The following is a 16,856-nucleotide window of genomic DNA, read 5'->3' as shown; positions in this document are numbered from 1 at the left end:
GGAGGTTGATGGGTGTGGCCGTTGCCTTTGGTATTTGTGCCGTTTATCTGATTGTGGCCTTTATTACAGACCTTCGTTCCATGAAGATACCGAATGCTCTAACCGTATCGGCAATGCTGTCCGGTCCGATCTTTCATGGCGCTCTGGACGGATGGGAAGGCCTGCTCTTTTCTTTGAAGGGTCTTGGAGCAGGGTTTCTCATCTTGTTGATCATGTATTTTATAGGGGCTGTAGGAGCGGGCGACGTTAAGCTGTTCGGTGGGATCGGCGCCTGGACCGGCTTGTGGTTTACCTTGCAGGGCATTATGTATTCTGTCCTTTTTGCCGGTGCCATCGGTTTGCTCATTCTGCTCTGGCGGCGGGAGACGATGAAGAGAGTTCGCCATGTCGTTGGCAGTATCGCCGGAGTTTTTGTCATGAAGAGCTGGTTGCCGTGGCGCAACAGCCAGGAGGAGCACTTGCGATTTCCCTTTATGATGGCTGTCCTTCCTGGCATGATCAGCACGTATCTAGTACTGCACATGTAGGAGGCGGCGCTTATGTTCGGATTAAAGGCGGATTTTATGCAGAACGGCGGAACGATCATGGTGCTGGACCGGGATGAAGGGATCCAGTCAGCAGAACTGAATCATGTGCAGCTGGGCATGATCCGTTCTTCGAGAATCCCGCACTTTTTGAAGCTGCATATGAAAGAAGTCGATTACAAAGTAACCTTGGAATATGATATCACCGGCAAAAAGATGCTGTCTCAGGCATTGAAGAGCGAGCGCATGACGTTGACCGAGTACTATGGGCTGCTGCTGCAGATCGCTACCGCATTGGAGGACAGCAGGCTGTATATGCTTCAACCCGAGAATTACATACTTCATGAGGATTTTCTGTTTGTTGAAGGCTCCCTGCATCTTGGCACATTATATTTAACCTATGTTCCCCTTGCCGTTAATGAGACAAGCAGTAACCGTCTCCCTGTAACGCTTAAGGAACTTATGACAAGGCTTCTCTTATCGGTCTCGGAGCTGAAAGGAGGAGGGATACAAGCATTGATGACCTTCTGCAGTGAACAGAGCTTCAGTTTGCCGGGACTTAAGCGGCTTGTCATTGAACTGCTTGCAGGAGAAGATGGTGAAAGCGATCAAGCAGGAACGCAAGCGAAGATGGCAGTGCCTGCACATGTGAATGAAAGATTGCCCTATACCGATAATCCCTCAAACAGCAGCGTCTCCAGGCCTGCCTTCTCATTTGCAGAGCCGGCTCACAGCCGGAGTGCGGCATTGCAGACGGAGAATGACGGCAACACGGATAAACAGAGTTTAATTCGAAGCCTGACTGAACGTACCAACGAGATGTTTGGGAAAAGCGGCCGAAACGAAGAAGGTAATCCTCACGCCGGTCGCACCCCATCAGGTCTTCCTGCGTGGTCATCTGGCACAGATGATTCAAGTCTTGATGAAGCGGAGCATGGCAGGTCTTCGCCGGTTCGGACTTATATTTTGCTAGGATGTTTGCTCGCCGCAGCGGGAGCTTGGAGAATGTTGTACATGAATCAACCGGGTCCGCTGATGTTGGGGCTATCGGTAGGGATTACGATTCTGCTTGCCGTGATCGCTTGGCTCGGCTACACGGGCAAACTCCGGCTGCTCTCACGGAGAGTGGAGGATTGGTCCGGTTCATTGCCCGTGTTTGAATCCACAGAGCTGAGTCCGCAAGAGCATGCCAAGTGGAAGTCCGTCCCGCGTTTTGAGGCAGATCCCTTATCAGGTCTTCTTACGGGAAGACAGGCAGCGGACTCAGGGAAAGCGGCAGAAGCAGAGCTTGGTGAGGGGAATGAGCATTGGAGATGGCAGGTTCCTAAATCTCCATTTAACCTTGAGCGGGATCAGCCTTCAGCGGGATCTTCCGTACAGTCTTTGCGGGACCAGGCTTTTTCGCGTTCGCCTAACGCAGGGGCAGGAGATTCTTATAGGGAAGAAGGGGATTATTATGCCCAGCTGTCCCAACGGACGGAGGTGCTTTCGTCCTCTGGTGGTGGGGGAGCTACCGTGCTGTTAAGTCCAGAGACCGCCGTTCGTCCGCCCGGACACCATTCGGCCAGGGACTATCTTGAGCTTACCGAACCGAATGCAGCCGTCCCGAAGCGAATTGAATTGCATCAGCCCCATTTCATCATCGGCCGCTCTCCCGACGTCGCCCAATTCGTAGCTGAAGGTGTGGGGACTTCACGGGCACATGTCGAGCTCTCTCGCGAAAGCGGTGGATACGTCCTGAAGGATCTGGGTTCCAGAAACGGAACGATGTTGAAGGGAGAATCCATGGTGCCTTATAAAGAATACCCTTTGATGGAAGGGGATGCCTTTATTATTGCCGGATGGACGTTTACCCTGCGCAGGGGGGTATATTAAAACGGGATTATTATAGTAGAAGTAAGATTTGCGAAGCCATTATTCTATGAAGTTTAGAGGGAATTCAGATTATTGCAGAAAACCAAAGGTGTACCCTAATTTTTAGAGGGGCCTTTGGTTTTTTATTTTTACTAGATCTATAAAAAACATCTGGTATGATGATTATGGTAAAATGTACCGATTAACTATAATTTTAAGGCGAGATAATAATACTTTAATGAGAGGACAAGAGGATTTTGCATAGGAAAATTAAAAGCAACTTTTTTTACTTGGCTGCAGGAATATATCTAGGTATTGCAATAGTAGCATTTATTCCATGGATTCAGATTGACGCAAAAATTACAGCATATACAAGTATCATCGCATTATTTATAACAATCTATGACTCATCTAAGGTTGGCCTAAAAATAGCTGCTACAGAAGGGGATTCACGCAAGCAAAGAACCCAGTATGTTTTTATGTTAGTTATGAAAGCATTCATGATAATTTCGCCATTTGCCCTCTTGTACTGGATTAATTATGAGGACGATGAAGCAGTCATAACGAGAATAAGCAATTACGTGACTTTTGCTGCGATTGGGGTTGTATTTTTTACTAGAGGCATGGAATTAAAAAATCAAGTGAACGATAACTCAAATTAAATCCAGTATTGCAATTCTTTTATCAATCATTAAAAGGAGTAAACATGAAAAAGGACGACTTTGGCAACCGAATGAAGGGTTACGAAAACATTTTTAGACAAACGCTTCCTCAGAGACTTCCAGTGATTATTCGTATAGATGGTTCACATTTCCATACATTTACTCGTGGAATGATAAAACCGTTTGATGAGGTATTAATTCAGGCTTTTTGGGAGACGTGTAAATACTTAGCGCAAAATATTATGGGTTGTAAGTTGATCTACCATCAAAGTGATGAAATATCTATTCTGCTGACCAATTATGATAAGTTAACAACGCAGTCTTGGTTTGAAAATAATCTACAAAAAATGGTTTCAGTGTCTGCTTCAATGGCTACTGCAAAGTTCAATGAGGTTATACAAAAAGCCTTTCCCGACAAGCCGCTCGCCACATTTGATAGCAGAGCTTGGGTACTGCCTCATGATGAGGTAGCGAACTATTTTCTTTGGAGACAGCAGGACGCAACCAAAAACAGCATTTCGATGGTTGCTCAGGCAAGCTTTCCACATAAGGAGTTACAGGGATTAGATGGAAAGAAACTTCAGGACAAGTTATTTCTCGAAAAAGGTGTAAATTGGAACGATCTGCCTATTTGGCAAAAACGCGGAGCGTGCATTACAAAGCAGTACTATAAAAAAGGAGAGGCGCTTCGGAGCAAGTGGGATGTTGATTTTAATACACCGATTTTTAGTCAGAATAGAGAGTACATAAATCAGTACGTTTATTTATCAAAGGATGAAAAATAATGGAGTGTGTCATTTTCATTGGGATTCAAGCTTCTGGAAAATCAACATTTTATAAAGAAAAGTTTTTCAAAACTCATATGAGAATAAACCTTGATATGTTGCGGACAAGGCATCGTGAGAATGTTTTTCTTGAAGCATCAATCAGTACTAGTCTGCCGTTTGTAATTGATAATACGAATCCAACAATGGATGAACGAAAAAAATATATCGAATTAGGTAAAAAACATAGGTATAAGATCGTGGGTTATTACTTTGAACCGAATTATGATTTATCTTATGCACGTAACGAACAGAGACAAGGAAAAGATAAGATTCCTGAGGTTGGAATCAAAAGTACACTGAAGATGTTGCAAACTCCTTACTATGATGAGGGTTTTGATGAATTGTATTTGGTGCGGTCACTTAATGAAGGATTTGAAGTCGAAGAAATGAAAATGAAATGAGTCTTTCAACTTTTTGAATATATCCCCCATAGATAAAGGTTTATTACATAGGATTTAATTTCTGGAGATGAAGGAGAATGATCAATGTGATAAAAAAAGCCTTATTATGGTCACCCTTGTTTGTGGTGTTATGGTTACTGCTTCCGAGCCCATCCCATGCCGCCACTTTATTTGTAAAAGCAAACGTGGAATATGGGCCATTCAAATCGCCCTTCTCTTTGAAAGACCCGGTAATGATGAAGGATGGAAGAGTGTTGTTTCCTCTGCGGGAGGTCGGCGATATATTGGGTTTGAAGGTACATTGGAATCAAGGACAGCAAAGGGCGAGTCTGTATGGCGTAAATCTTGAAATGACCCTGCAGCCAGGATCCGATGCTGCTTACGTGAACAATGAAAAGAAAAAACTCCAGACTTCTGCGGAAATCATCAACGGAAAGCTGTACATTCCTCTTCGGTTTGTTGCCGAGACCGCGAGTGAGGAAGTGAGGTGGAAATCCGATACGAAGACGTTGTCTGTTGGCAGCAGTTACGCTATGGGGACAGATAAGGGCATTACATTTTGGCTTAACCGGAAGAATGGTGAATTCTATCAAGCCATCGGAAACAGGACGCCGTCGCTCATTGGAAAATTGGACATCCTGGTAGAGGAGCTGAGACATCTCCAGGTGGAAAGACTGTCTGACCATAGTTCGTACATTCGATTATATGAGGCAGTAGGGATGTCCGCATTAGGTAAGAAATCCGGCCAGGTTTTTGTGAAGGACGGACAGATCATAAAGGAATCGCACTTTGGATTCATGGGATATTATCCGGATACCAACACGTATAGCCTGTACGATCTGCAAGGAAAAGTATTGTTCACGGATGGCAAGCATGCAGAGTTTCTGAATCATGAAGGAGAAGTGGTGGCTTCATTCGATCTAAGGGAGCTTACTGGAAAAAAAGACGAGGTCTATATGATCGAATACGTTACGGATTCGTACATGATCTTGCGGGAATATGGTACGCAGCATCTGATACTCTATCATCGAATGCGTGAAATCACCGCCTATGTTCATGAGATGCTATCGCTTCCTCTATCAGAGAAAAAATTCCTCGAGGAAGTTGCCTTGGACAGAAATAATGAACCGGACCGTGAGCTTATCATTCGCTTCAATAAACAAGAGGAGAATACGCTTTTGTTCCTATATAAGAGCAAAACAACAGGCCAAGTTGATTTGTATCCCTTCAATTTAGCAGACTTAAAAAACGAATCCCCCTAATCCTCTATAAGAGGACTTGGGGGAAATGACCAAACGGCTTGGCCGTTCATTTAAGACGAGTACCGCCATTCCGTATTAGGGTGTTCATTACTTATTGATCAAATGCTGATAAGGCTTGTAGTCGATTTCCTTCTTCTGGAGGAAGTTCATCAGGAATTTGTAATCCCGCTTCGGCGTAGCCACGATGTAACCTTTGATGCAGTGATCCCGGGTGACTTCGGTTGCGCCGGATTCGACGGCGATTTTGCCGATTTCGGCTGCAATGGAGTGTTTGGCGATATCCCGGAACGGTCCCGGAACAGGCTGCACCAGCTCGTCCAGAAATGCTTTGGATTCATCCGTCCAGAGCGGGCGGCTTCGCTCTACCCAGTAATTTTGCCAATCGAGCTTCGATTTGCCGTCGGCCTTGGGAAGCACTTTCAGAAACTTGCGGAACATGAAAAATCCGCCGATGCCCATCAGCCCGAGCATGACCCATCCCCAGAAGGCAATGGAGTTCATGAACCATGACGGCGGCGCACTGGACGACAAATAGCCCATGACGGCCCCTGTGCTCTTCATCTGTATATCACCTCAATGATTATTGTCACATGACACTTTCATGAGAATTATAACGCATTTCTAGATTTATTTCGATATACAAGCTAAAATAGGTGTAATTGTGTGTTAAAAAAGGGGGATGCAGCATGTTGAAAATTGGTTCCCACGTGTCGTTTTCGGACAAGGGATTGCTGACTGCGACGGCTGAAGCCACGTCTTACGGCTCAAGCTCGTTCATGATATATACCGGTGCGCCGCAAAATACGCGCCGCAAGCCGATCGACTCCATGTTTATCGAAGAAGGCAAAGCCGCCATGCAGGAAAGCGGGATTGAAGAAATCGTGGTCCACGCGCCGTACATTATCAACCTCGGATCGTACAAGCCGAATACGTTTGAGCTGGCGGTGAGCTTTCTGCAGGAGGAGATTCGCCGCACGCATGCGGTCGGCGTGAAGAACATCGTTCTCCATCCCGGCGCATATACCGACAAGGATGCGGAATACGGCATCGACCGAATTGCGGAAGGTCTTAATGAAGTGCTCGGCGGTACGGATGAGACCGAAGTGAAGATTGCGCTTGAGACGATGGCCGGCAAAGGTACTGAAATGGGACGCAGCTTTGAAGAAATTGCTTCCATTATTGATAAGGTGAAGTACAACGACCGTTTAGCCATTTGCCTGGACACCTGCCATATTCATGACGCGGGATATGACATCGTGAATGATCTGGACGGCGTGCTGGAGCAGTTCGACAAGCTAATCGGGCTCGACCGTTTAACGGTCGTCCACGTGAACGATAGCAAGAACCCGCGCGGAGCGGGCAAAGACCGTCATACGCCGATTGGAACCGGATGGATCGGGTATGAAGCCATTCAGAGAGTGGTTCATCACGAGAAACTCCAGGGCAGACCGTTCATTCTCGAAACGCCATGGATCGGTAAAGATCCAAAAACCCAGCGTCCGATGTACGAGATCGAGATTGCGCTTCTGCGCGGGGATGTGGAAGGCCGTTTCGGCCAAGCTTTCACGCAGCAAGTGGAAGAGCTGGGTGCTTTCTTTGCCAAGGAAGGCATCGAGTCCCGTTCATTTGTACTGGATACCTGGACGCTGCTGAAGAATGATGCCAAAGCCAAAAAGGCCGATCCGCGCGAACCGATGGAGCGCCTGTACGATATGGTCATGGCGGCCGGCCTGCTGTCCGACCTGTCGGAGGAGCAGATCAATCAGCGCCTGATCGCTTGGTTGTCTGGTGTTTCCCTGACATCCTAAGCTTCATTAGAAATGGCATATTAGTAAGAAACTGAGGCATTCTCAAGAAAACGTCCGCATGCTGCGGATTGTTTTTCTTGAGAGATGCCGTTCATGTTCATTGCAGATTTAAAAGGAGGATCACCGAGTCTCATGGAAATTCACATCAAGAAGGATCTGCCGTCTGCGGCAGGTCAGTACCCTAATCGTGCCCGCATGCTGATCTCCTGTCCGGATGGACCGGGAATCGTGGCAGCAGTATCCCAGTTCCTGTACCAGCATGGCGCGAATATCGTTCAGTCTGACCAATATACGATGGACCCGGCCGGCGGCATGTTTTTTATGCGGGTTGAGTTCGATCTGGAGGACTTGAACACGAAGCTTCCCCAGCTGGAGGAATCCTTCCGGGAAGTAGCCGATCAATTCCGCATGGAATGGAATATCTATCATGCCGCCCGCAAGAAACGCCTGGCGATTTTTGTTTCGAAAGAGGATCACTGCCTTGTAGAGTTGTTGTGGCAATGGCAGGCTGGCGACCTGGATGCGGATATCGCATTGGTGGTCAGCAACCATCTGGATATGAAGGAATACGTGGAATCCTTCGGTATCCCGTATCACCACATTCCGGTTACGGCGGATACGAAGCCTCAAGCGGAGCAGCGTCAGTTGGACGTGATCGGCGATGATATCGACGTGATCATCCTTGCGCGTTACATGCAGATTATTTCGCCAACCTTTATCGATCATTACCGGAACCGGATTATCAATATCCACCATTCCTTCCTCCCGGCCTTCGTCGGCGGCAAGCCTTATGCGCAAGCATATAACCGCGGCGTCAAGATTATCGGGGCAACCGCCCACTACGTAACGGAAGAGCTCGATGGCGGACCGATTATCGAGCAGGACGTGCAGCGCGTAAGCCACCGTGACGACGTCAATGAGCTGAAGCGCATCGGACGTACCATTGAACGCGTGGTACTGGCAAGAGCCGTCAAATGGCATGTCGAGGATCGGATTCTGGTCCATAACAATAAAACGGTTGTATTCAGCTAGTCCCGGACATTCCGACGATTCATCATAGAGAGTATAATGGAGCAGCCTGACACTTTAACGCTGCAATGGATTACCCCTTGATCCCGCTCCTCTTCTTGGAGCGGGATTTTATTTTATATTTGACTTAAGCAATAACACGAATTTCTTGCCAAAAGCTGAAAAAATGGTTCCTTGGAGCTTTTTATGGAAGTAAACGTCAAACTTTTTATAAATTCGACTCGTCAATATAGTTGAGCTTGTGAAGAGAGTCTTTACATACATCTTCTAAAACCTATGCATCGTTTGTCTTTGAACAGCAATTTATATTTGGAGAGGGGAATCATCAGTTGTCGTTTTATACAAAGAAAACGTGGATGCTGCCGATGGTGGCGCTGCTGATTGTGGCAACGTTATCTCTGTCGATTCCGGCAGGAAACGTCTACGCCGACGGAGCGAAGATTGGCATTCAATCCGAAATGGGCTACCAAGGCAAAATCAAACATGAGAAATGGAACCCGCTCAAACTGACCCTAACGAGCGACCGGGATATATCCGGCGATGTGGTCGTGCAGATTCAGAACTACAACGGCTTCGGGTATCAGACTTCTTATGTTCAGCAGGTGGACCTGCCGAAGGATACGCCGAAGGAAGTCGTGATCGGCATTCCGGGAGCCGTACTGAATAAAGACAATAACCAAATCCTTTTCTATGAAGGTTCTTATACGAAGGGGAAGCAGGTACCGTTTGCCACAGGCAAAAATTACGTGCAGGCTTCTCCGTATCAAGGCGCGCTCATGGCCGTCTTGTCCGATGATCCGGACACGATGAATTTCATGAACGTCCTGAACGGCAAAGGCAGCAGCGTGAACGTGTTCCCGCTTAAAGACGCTAACGTTCCTACGGATGCGATGCTGCTGAACGGGCTGGACGTCATCGTAATGAACAATTATGCATCCGATACGCTGTCTGAGCCTCAACAAAAGGCGATTACGGATTGGGTCAATGGCGGCGGCACCCTGGTTCTGGCCGGGGGCGCGGGGTATGCCAAAACGGCGGCGCCGTTTGCCGACATATCGCCGGTCGCTGCGAATGGCACCGCGACCGTGAACTCGCTGGATGAACTGGAGAAGCTTGGCGGGAAACCGCTGAAACTGGATGGGCCATTTACCATTTCTACGGCGAAAGCCGTGGAAGGCGCCCAAATCGGGATTGCCGCGGACGGACAACCTTTGTTTGCCTCGAAGGCTTACGGCCAGGGTAGCGTTCAATATGCCGCTTACGATCTGGCGATGGAGCCGGTAAGCTCTTGGGCAGGCCATCCGGACGCGTGGGCATCGGTACTGCGCAATAACCTGCCGATGATGAATTCGCAGAATAGCATGTATTACAATTCGCTCATGGACAATTTGAATTATGTTCTGGAGTATTTCCCGTCGCTGAAGATGCCTTCCTTCACGCTGCTGCTGTGGATGCTCATTATTTATGCGGTCGTCGTCGCACCGCTGCTCTACTATATATTGAAGAAGGCGGACAAGCGGGAATGGGCGTGGTTCTTGATTCCGATCATTGCCGTCATCGCGAGCGCCTCCGTCTATGCGGTCGGCTCGTCGGACAAGACGCGCGAGCTCGCGCATACCATCAATCTGATTGAACTAAATGGCCAGGGAGATGCGGTGAAATCGACCGCTTCTGCATTCTTCACGCCTCGAAGCGGGAACTATGCCTTGGAATTTGGGGAGAATACGTATTTGAAAACGGGGCAGTCCCGGAACTCGTTTGGAGGAACCGCCGAAAACAAAAGTTTTGTCCGGGTAGGGCAGGAGTCCACGACGCTGGAGCTTCGGGACATGTCCCAATGGTCGTTGGCCAAGGTATGGGTGGACCATCAGGGTACGGAGGAGATGGGACGTCTTGCCATGGATTTAAAGCTGGATGCCAAAGGGGGATTAAACGGCAAGATCACCAATGACACCATTAACGATTTAACTGAGGTGGTGCTGGTTGTCGGAGGCAGTGCCTATAAGCTGGGAGATATCAAGAAGGGCGAGGCGGCTGCCATTCCTCAGGATCCGAAACAAATCATCAAATTTACGGGCGGTGACTTGTCCGGGATGCTGTACCCATACTCGCAGAATGATCCGAAACAGCGGGAGCGCGACATTTTGTCCAACTACGGATACTCGAAGGGAATGGTCAACAAGGATGCTTACATTCTGGGATGGAGCAAAGACCATTTGACGAATTATACGCTGAAAGGCGCCGAGGTGGACAGTGATCAGCTCAATTTCTGGATACAGCCGGTGGAAATGGATTGGGGACTGAACGGGGAAATCAACATTCCTTACGGCTTCCTGTCTCCGGAGATATCGCAGGTGAATTCGCCGATGTTCGGGGTTTATCCGCACGGGGTTGAAATGGGACAAGGCAATCTGATCGCCGAATTCCCGCTCATATCCGAAGGCCAAGTGAAGTATTCCGAATTGTCCATCAAAGGCACCAAATTCAACAACAACGTCACGATGGAGATCTGGAACTCGAAGAAGAGCGAATGGGAGCCTGTTACAGACGCGAACAATGTGCATACCATTAACCAGAATCCGGAGCAGTATATCGTGGGGAATCGCATCCGATTCATGATCACCGCCAAGGATCAGACCAACTTTATGATGCCGGAGCTGTCTGTGAAAGGGGAGGCCACTCAATGATCGAGATTAGAAATCTGAGCAAAAGATACGGAGCGTTCCATGCGCTGAAAGATATCAGTCTTCATATCGAAAAAGGGACGGTATTCGGATTTGTCGGTCCGAACGGAGCAGGCAAATCCACGACGATGTCCATATTGGCTACCCTGATGCTTCCTACCTCGGGCGTTGCCAAAGTCGGCGGCTATGACGTGACCCAGCATCCCAAGGAGGTCCGCAAGCGGATCGGTTATATGCCCGATTTCTTCGGCGTGTACGATCAGCTGAAGTCTACAGAATATCTGCATTTCTACGGGGCAAGTTACGGCATCCCGCGCGCCGAGCGGGAGCAGCTTATTCCGCAGCTGCTGGAGCTTGTCAACCTGAGCGACAAGGCGGATACGTACGTTGACAGTCTCTCGCGGGGGATGAAGCAGCGTTTATGCCTGGCCCGGTGCCTGGTGCATGATCCGGAGGTATTGATCCTGGATGAGCCGGCCTCGGGGCTGGATCCGCGGGCGCGGATCGAGATGCGCGAAATATTGAAGGAACTGAAGCTCATGGGCAAGACCATCATCATTTCATCGCATATTTTGCCTGAGCTGGCCGAGATGGTGGATGAGATTGGGGTAATTGAGCACGGCGAGATGGTTGCCCAAGGCAAGGTGGCCGATATTCAGAGCCGTCTTCGCGTGAAAAAAGTCATTCATATCCGCACGCTGGAGCGTGAAGAGGAGCTGGCCGAGAAACTGCGGGACGAACCGTTCGTCACGTCGGTATTAACGGATAACACCGGCGTCCATGTTCATTACGGCGGGGATGACGCGCAGCAAAGCGCCCTGCTTCGGCAGGTGGTTTCCTGGGAAATTCCGATTGTCTCGTTTCAGGAAGCGCAGAGCAATCTGGAGGATGTATTCCTCGAAATTACCAAAGGAGGGCCCCGCGAATGAATTGGAGCAGAAAGCTGATCAATCCGGTCATCGACAAGGAATTCCGGCTACGGATGCGTTCTACGCGTTCCATGCTGTCGGTGTTGTTTTATGTATTGGCGCTAGGCGCCATAGCCATGGGCTTCATTTATCTCTTCTTATATTTGGGACAGCAGGGGCCTCAGCGATTCGATCCGCAGATGAGCCAGATGATGTTCTATGTCCTGAGTTTTGCCCAGCTTGTCCTTATCGCGTTCATGGCCCCCGCGCTTACGGCGGGCGTCATCAGCAGCGAGCGGGAGAAGCAAACGCTGAGCATGCTGCTGACGACGCAGCAGAGCTCGGCTACGATCGTGCTGAGCAAGCTGGTATCGGCACTCAGCTTCATGACGCTGATCGTGCTGGCTACGCTGCCGATCTACAGCATTGTGTTCCTGTACGGCGGGATTTCGCCGAAGCAGCTCGTTTCCGTGTTTGCCTTTTATTTATTCGTGATGCTGCTGCTCGGTTCGCTCGGCGTAATGTTCTCCACGTTATTCAAAAGAACCATCGTCGCAATAATCGTCACTTACGGGGCCGGACTGATCATATTCCTTGTTACCGGCCTGCTGTACTTGTTCTTCATGGGAATCGAACAGCGGAATATGTATCAAAGCGGGCAGCCGATCGTACCGGGCAGCTATTCTTGGGTCGGTTATGTGCTGGGCCTGAACCCGGCCGGGGCGATGATGAGTTTGTTCAACCCGTCTTTTTCGGAGGACGCGTTCTTGCTGCGAGGAGGAAACCTGAACAGCAAAGCTCCGATCGAATTGTGGCTGGAATTTTTCATCGTCTATTCGGTGGTGATCGTTCTTGCCCTGTGGGTTGCCGTACGGAATATCCGTCCTGTCGCAAGGCGCAAACGCAAGGATAAGAACGAAACCCAGCTGCCGAAGGAGCCGGAAACGGCGGGGAACGAAGCGTAACATCATGCAAGGAGTACGGTAAGGAGGGAGAGCAATGGACAACATCATGCGTTTTATCGAAGCCGCAAGACGGCGGCTGCAGCGGTTCCGCGTCATCACGTATGCATTATACGGGCTTATGGCAGGATTGGCCGTGCTGCTGCTGCTCCTGGTCCTTGGGAGATTCGTGCCTATAGCCTGGCTTCCAGTCGCATCCGTGGCCGTTCCCGTGGGGGCGGGGTTCATAGGCTTGTTATGGGGATGGCTGCACCGGGTGCCGATCGAAGAAGCGGCTTCAGCGATGGACCATGTTCCGGACGGAGCGGAGCGAAGCGATATGATGGTGACGGCGCTGTCGTTCAAGGAGGAAGAATCGTTAGCCGCCAAATGGCAGCGCGAGCAGGCGGAGCGTTACGGTGCGCGTTTTGCGGAACGGTTACCGGAGCGCCTGCCTTCCCCTAACCGAAAAAAACAGCTTCTAATCTGCGGTGCCTCGCTTGCTGCCGTACTCATCCTGGTGTTCGTTCCGAACCCGATGGATAAGAAGGTGGAGGCTGCCAAAGAGGCGCAGAGCTGGATGAAGGAGCAGGCAGCCAAAACCGAACAGCTGGCGGAGGAGCTCCAGAAGGAAACGCTGGATCCTGCCGATCGAAAAAAGCTCCAGGAAAAGCTGGATGCCCTGAAAAAAGCGCTGGAGCAGGAGAAGCATCCTGAGCAAGCGCTGGAGAAGCTGGAAGAAGCCATGAGAGAGCTGGAGAAACTGGCGAAACAGCAGGAGGAAAAAGCGAAGGCGCTGTCGGAGCTGGCTAAGCAAATGCAGCAGGAGAAGGCGCTGTCCCAGGTGGGGAAAAAGCTTGCCGAGGGCATGGCCGATGAGCTGAAGCAGGAAATGAAGAAACTCACCGAGCAGGTCAAGAAGATGTCCCAGGAAGAGAAGAACGAGCTGTCCGATGCTTTGAAAAAGCTGGCTGAGGAAGCTGCCAAGCAGATGGAAGACGGGAAGCTGGAGCAGGAACTCAAAAAAGCGGCCGATGCGCTGAAGGAGGGCAAGCTGCCGAAGGAGCTGGAAGAAGCGCTCCAGCAGCTGGCCGAGGAGCTGGCGAAAGCAGCGCAAGCCAAAGCCGCGTCGGACAGCCAGTCGCAGTCCGCGTCCTCGCTGGCGTCCTCCCTTGCTTCGCAAGGATTGAGCTTGGCCGATCAGATGGCGGCTGCAGGGATGTCGGTATCCGATGCCTGGAGTAACGGCGGCAGTGCCGAGGCCTTGGCTCAGGCCGGCTCCGGTGCAGGCTCGGGCGAACAAGGAGAGGGCTCGGAGGGAGCCCCAGGTGAAGGCGGCTCCGGTACAGGCCAAGGTCAAGGCTCCGGCACAGGCAGCGGTTCCGGATCGGGAAGCGGCTCGGGCTCAGGAGCAGGCTCCGGCTCGGGCGGCAGCGGCGGATCGGGAAGCGGCACAGGCAGCGGAGCCGGTCTTGGATCAGGCGGCCGTGAGCTCGTGACCATCCCTAGGGACTATAAGGGCAGCGGCAATGTGCAGAACGATTCCGGCGAGATCAAGGGCAGCGGCGGAGATATACAGAAGGGCGGCGTATCGCCGACGGTTCCGGGCATGTCCAGGCCTTATGAGGAAGTGTACCGCGATTATGAGACCGAAGCGCGCAAAACGTTAGACCGCAATCAGCTGCCGGACCAGATGCAAGGGTTGGTTGAGGAATATTTCATACAGATCAATCCGAACCCGTAAGGGATCGAAGAGCCGAGCGCCGAAGCTAGAATGAGAACTTGAACTTTACCAAGAAGATGGAGGTTTCGTCCATGTCGGATATTGCAGTGAGACCACAGGAATGGATGGAGAAAATATCAGGCCTGCGCGAACATATCGGCAAGGTGATTGTCGGACAGCAGGATGTTGTGGAGCAGATGCTTTGGTGTATCTTTGCGGGGGGCCATGCCCTCCTGGAAGGGATTCCGGGTCTCGGCAAAACGATGCTCGTCCGCACCGTGTCGGAGGCGTTGGACCTGTCCTTTTCCCGCATACAGTTTACGCCGGATTTGATGCCGAGCGATATAACGGGCACCAATATCCTGTCGTTCGGGCAGCATGGGGACACCGGGATGACCTTTCAAAAGGGTCCGCTGTTCAGCAGCATCGTGCTGGCCGATGAGATTAACCGCGCCACGCCCAAAACCCAGAGCGCCTTGCTCGAGGCGATGCAGGAGAAGACCGTCACCGTGGGGGGCGTAACCCATCAGCTGCCAAAACCTTTTTTCGTTCTGGCCACGCAAAATCCCTTGGAGAACGAGGGGACGTATCCATTGCCGGAGGCCCAGCTTGACCGCTTTCTGCTGAAGATCGAAGTATCGTATCCCAGCGCGGACGAATTGAAGGAAATCGTAAAGCGGACGACGTCCTCACACGAATTCCAGGTGGAACGGCAAATGACCGGGGACGAGCTGCTGGAAATCCAGCGCGGGGCGAAGGAAGTGTTGGTTGCCGAAGAGATTCTGGATTATGCGGTTCGTCTGCTGATGATGACGCATCCGGAGGAGGCGGCCGCACCGGAGGCTGTACGTAAATACGTCCAGTTCGGTTCCGGACCGCGCGGCATTCAGTCCATCATTTCGGTAAGCAAAGTCCGGGCCTTGTGCAGCGGGCGGATGCATGTATCCACGGGCGATATTCGCGCCGTGGCTTTATCAGCGCTGCGACACCGCTTGTTCCTGAATTTCGAGGGGCAGGCGCTCGGCATTACCACGGACCATGTCATTCGGGAGGTTCTGCAAGCGCTGGAGGCATCCGCGTGAGCGGGGGCGCGCACCTGCTTCCTCCGGAATGGCTTCCCCGTCTGGAGCGCTTGAGCCTGGATGCCAAACGCCGGGTCGCCGGAACGCTGCAGGGAAAGAGGCGATCCCGCCGGCTCGGCTCGTCCCTCGAATTCGCCGATTACCGCGTGTATTCGCCCGGGGATGATGTCCGCAGGTTTGACTGGGGCGTCTATTCCCGTACGGGAAAAGCTTTCGTTCGTCAATTCATGGACGAGCAGGAGCTGACCGTGAGCCTATTCGTGGATTGCTCCGCATCGATGGGGGCCGTCATGTCATCGCCTACGGAACCAAGCACCGCCGACCCGGAGGGAACGAAGGGCAGCCCTAAATGGCTGCTAGCGCGTCAACTCGCCGCAAGCATCGGCTACATTGCGTTGTCGTCTTACGACAGGCTGCAGGTTGCCTGTTACAGCGGTTCGATTAACGCCCGTCTTCCGATCATGAGAGGAAAGGGCTCGGCTCATCGCCTGTTTTCGTTCCTGCAAGGGGCAGAAACGGGAGGCGAGGGCAGCTTGGGCGCAGCGCTTGCGGTTCCTGGCGCACTACCCCGGCAGCCGGGAATGACCTGGGTGTTCTCCGATTTTTGGCTGGAGGGCGGCGAGGAGGAATTGTTCAGGTCGCTTTCCCTGTTGTCCGGTACCGGACAGGAAGTGGTGCTGGTGCATGTATTGTCGCGGGAGGAGCTGGAGCCTAAATTATCCGGCGATCTGCGGCTGGTGGACAGCGAAACGATGAGCGGCAAGGAAGTGGCAGTGACGGGCAAAGTGCTGGATGCTTACAAGGAGGAGCTGGAGCGATACCGGACGATGCTGTCCCGCGTTTGCGCGGAACGGGGCATGTCTTACGTGCTCATTCCGGCGGATATGCCGCTTACGGACGCGATGTTCGGGGTGCTTGCGGGAGCTGGTCTGGTTACTGGATAGAGCGGGACCTCCTATAGAGGTGCTGTCCATGCATCTGCAGCATTCCTCATGCTTTCGGAGGTTTGGCGACAGGAAACAGAGATGATACACAAGCGATTGCTTAACAGGCTTCACCAGGACCTGTCTGCGATCTCAAGAAACGAACAAGTTGAAATCTTGTTCGAAAAATAGGAAGAGATGGATAGGCCTTCATCCGATGCTCGGGGA

The 16,856-nt window shown here is 51.2% G+C and carries 15 protein-coding genes; 14 read left to right on the top strand and 1 reads right to left on the bottom strand.

Translation table 11 applies throughout. The annotated features are described in order from the left end of the window. The first annotated feature begins 14 nt into the window (after positions 1–14). The 6 genes from P0X86_RS26340 (at position 15) to P0X86_RS26315 (ending at position 5,530) form a co-directional block, all read left to right on the top strand. Positions 15–527 (top strand): A24 family peptidase, encoded by a 513-nt coding sequence (locus P0X86_RS26340; protein WP_277746834.1) that lies wholly within the window; start codon positions 15–17, stop codon positions 525–527. Positions 528–539: 12 nt separating this feature from the next. Further along, positions 540–2,399: a DUF6382 domain-containing protein gene (locus P0X86_RS26335; RefSeq protein WP_277746833.1), complete on the top strand. Its 1,860-nt coding sequence runs from the start codon at positions 540–542 to the stop codon at positions 2,397–2,399. A 236-nt stretch (positions 2,400–2,635) separates the two neighbouring features. After that, positions 2,636–3,040: a hypothetical protein gene (locus P0X86_RS26330; protein ID WP_277746832.1), complete on the top strand. Its 405-nt coding sequence runs from the start codon at positions 2,636–2,638 to the stop codon at positions 3,038–3,040. A 44-nt stretch (positions 3,041–3,084) separates the two neighbouring features. Then, a complete protein-coding gene (locus P0X86_RS26325; RefSeq protein WP_192570706.1) occupies positions 3,085–3,825 on the top strand; it encodes a tRNA(His) guanylyltransferase Thg1 family protein in 741 nt (246 codons plus the stop codon). Next, the gene (locus P0X86_RS26320) at positions 3,825–4,268 is read left to right on the top strand and encodes an AAA family ATPase (RefSeq protein WP_192570707.1); all 444 of its coding nucleotides are present in this window, start codon (positions 3,825–3,827) and stop codon (positions 4,266–4,268) included. Before P0X86_RS26325 ends, P0X86_RS26320 begins: the two co-directional genes overlap by 1 nt. Before the next feature lie 86 nt (positions 4,269–4,354). Further along, on the top strand, positions 4,355–5,530 hold the full coding sequence (locus tag P0X86_RS26315; protein ID WP_277746831.1) for a copper amine oxidase N-terminal domain-containing protein: 1,176 nt from the start codon (positions 4,355–4,357) through the stop codon (positions 5,528–5,530). A gap of 87 nt (positions 5,531–5,617) precedes the next feature. Here the strand turns inward: P0X86_RS26315 and P0X86_RS26310 are convergent, their stop codons facing one another. Further along, entirely contained in the window at positions 5,618–6,091 is a 474-nt protein-coding gene (locus P0X86_RS26310; RefSeq protein WP_009594427.1) for a DUF2621 domain-containing protein, read from the bottom strand. Positions 6,092–6,216: 125 nt separating this feature from the next. Here P0X86_RS26310 and P0X86_RS26305 point away from each other — a divergent pair, with 125 nt between their 5' ends. The 8 genes from P0X86_RS26305 (at position 6,217) to P0X86_RS26270 (ending at position 16,649) form a co-directional block, all read left to right on the top strand. After that, positions 6,217–7,338 carry a deoxyribonuclease IV gene (locus P0X86_RS26305; protein WP_192570709.1) on the top strand — a complete coding sequence of 374 codons (1,122 nt, stop codon included), beginning with the start codon at positions 6,217–6,219 and terminating at the stop codon, positions 7,336–7,338. 132 nt (positions 7,339–7,470) lie between these two features. Next, a complete protein-coding gene (gene purU, locus P0X86_RS26300) occupies positions 7,471–8,370 on the top strand; it encodes a formyltetrahydrofolate deformylase (protein ID WP_090909006.1) in 900 nt (299 codons plus the stop codon). A gap of 326 nt (positions 8,371–8,696) precedes the next feature. After that, complete coding sequence (locus P0X86_RS26295) at positions 8,697–11,054, top strand: DUF7408 domain-containing protein (RefSeq protein WP_277746830.1); 2,358 nt, start codon at positions 8,697–8,699, stop codon at positions 11,052–11,054. Further along, positions 11,051–11,980 (top strand): ABC transporter ATP-binding protein, encoded by a 930-nt coding sequence (locus tag P0X86_RS26290; protein ID WP_015737216.1) that lies wholly within the window; start codon positions 11,051–11,053, stop codon positions 11,978–11,980. The genes P0X86_RS26295 and P0X86_RS26290 overlap by 4 nt, the downstream gene beginning before the upstream one ends. Then, positions 11,977–12,924, top strand: a complete 948-nt coding sequence (locus tag P0X86_RS26285; RefSeq protein ID WP_277746829.1) for an ABC transporter permease — start codon at positions 11,977–11,979, stop codon at positions 12,922–12,924. The genes P0X86_RS26290 and P0X86_RS26285 overlap by 4 nt, the downstream gene beginning before the upstream one ends. 34 nt (positions 12,925–12,958) lie before the next feature. Further along, positions 12,959–14,644, top strand: coding sequence for a phage tail tape measure protein (locus P0X86_RS26280; RefSeq protein WP_277746828.1), 1,686 nt, complete (start codon positions 12,959–12,961; stop codon positions 14,642–14,644). Between the two features lie 71 nt (positions 14,645–14,715). Next, positions 14,716–15,705: an AAA family ATPase gene (locus P0X86_RS26275; protein WP_090909010.1), complete on the top strand. Its 990-nt coding sequence runs from the start codon at positions 14,716–14,718 to the stop codon at positions 15,703–15,705. After that, positions 15,702–16,649: a DUF58 domain-containing protein gene (locus P0X86_RS26270; RefSeq protein WP_277746827.1), complete on the top strand. Its 948-nt coding sequence runs from the start codon at positions 15,702–15,704 to the stop codon at positions 16,647–16,649. Before P0X86_RS26275 ends, P0X86_RS26270 begins: the two co-directional genes overlap by 4 nt. Positions 16,650–16,856 lie beyond the last annotated feature (207 nt).

This window comes from Paenibacillus sp. BR1-192, from assembly GCF_029542445.1.
Taxonomy (GTDB): Bacteria; Bacillota; Bacilli; order Paenibacillales; family Paenibacillaceae; genus Paenibacillus_AQ; species Paenibacillus_AQ lautus_A.
Note: the sequence above shows the minus strand (reverse complement) of the source record. Positions and strands in the feature narration are given on the sequence as shown.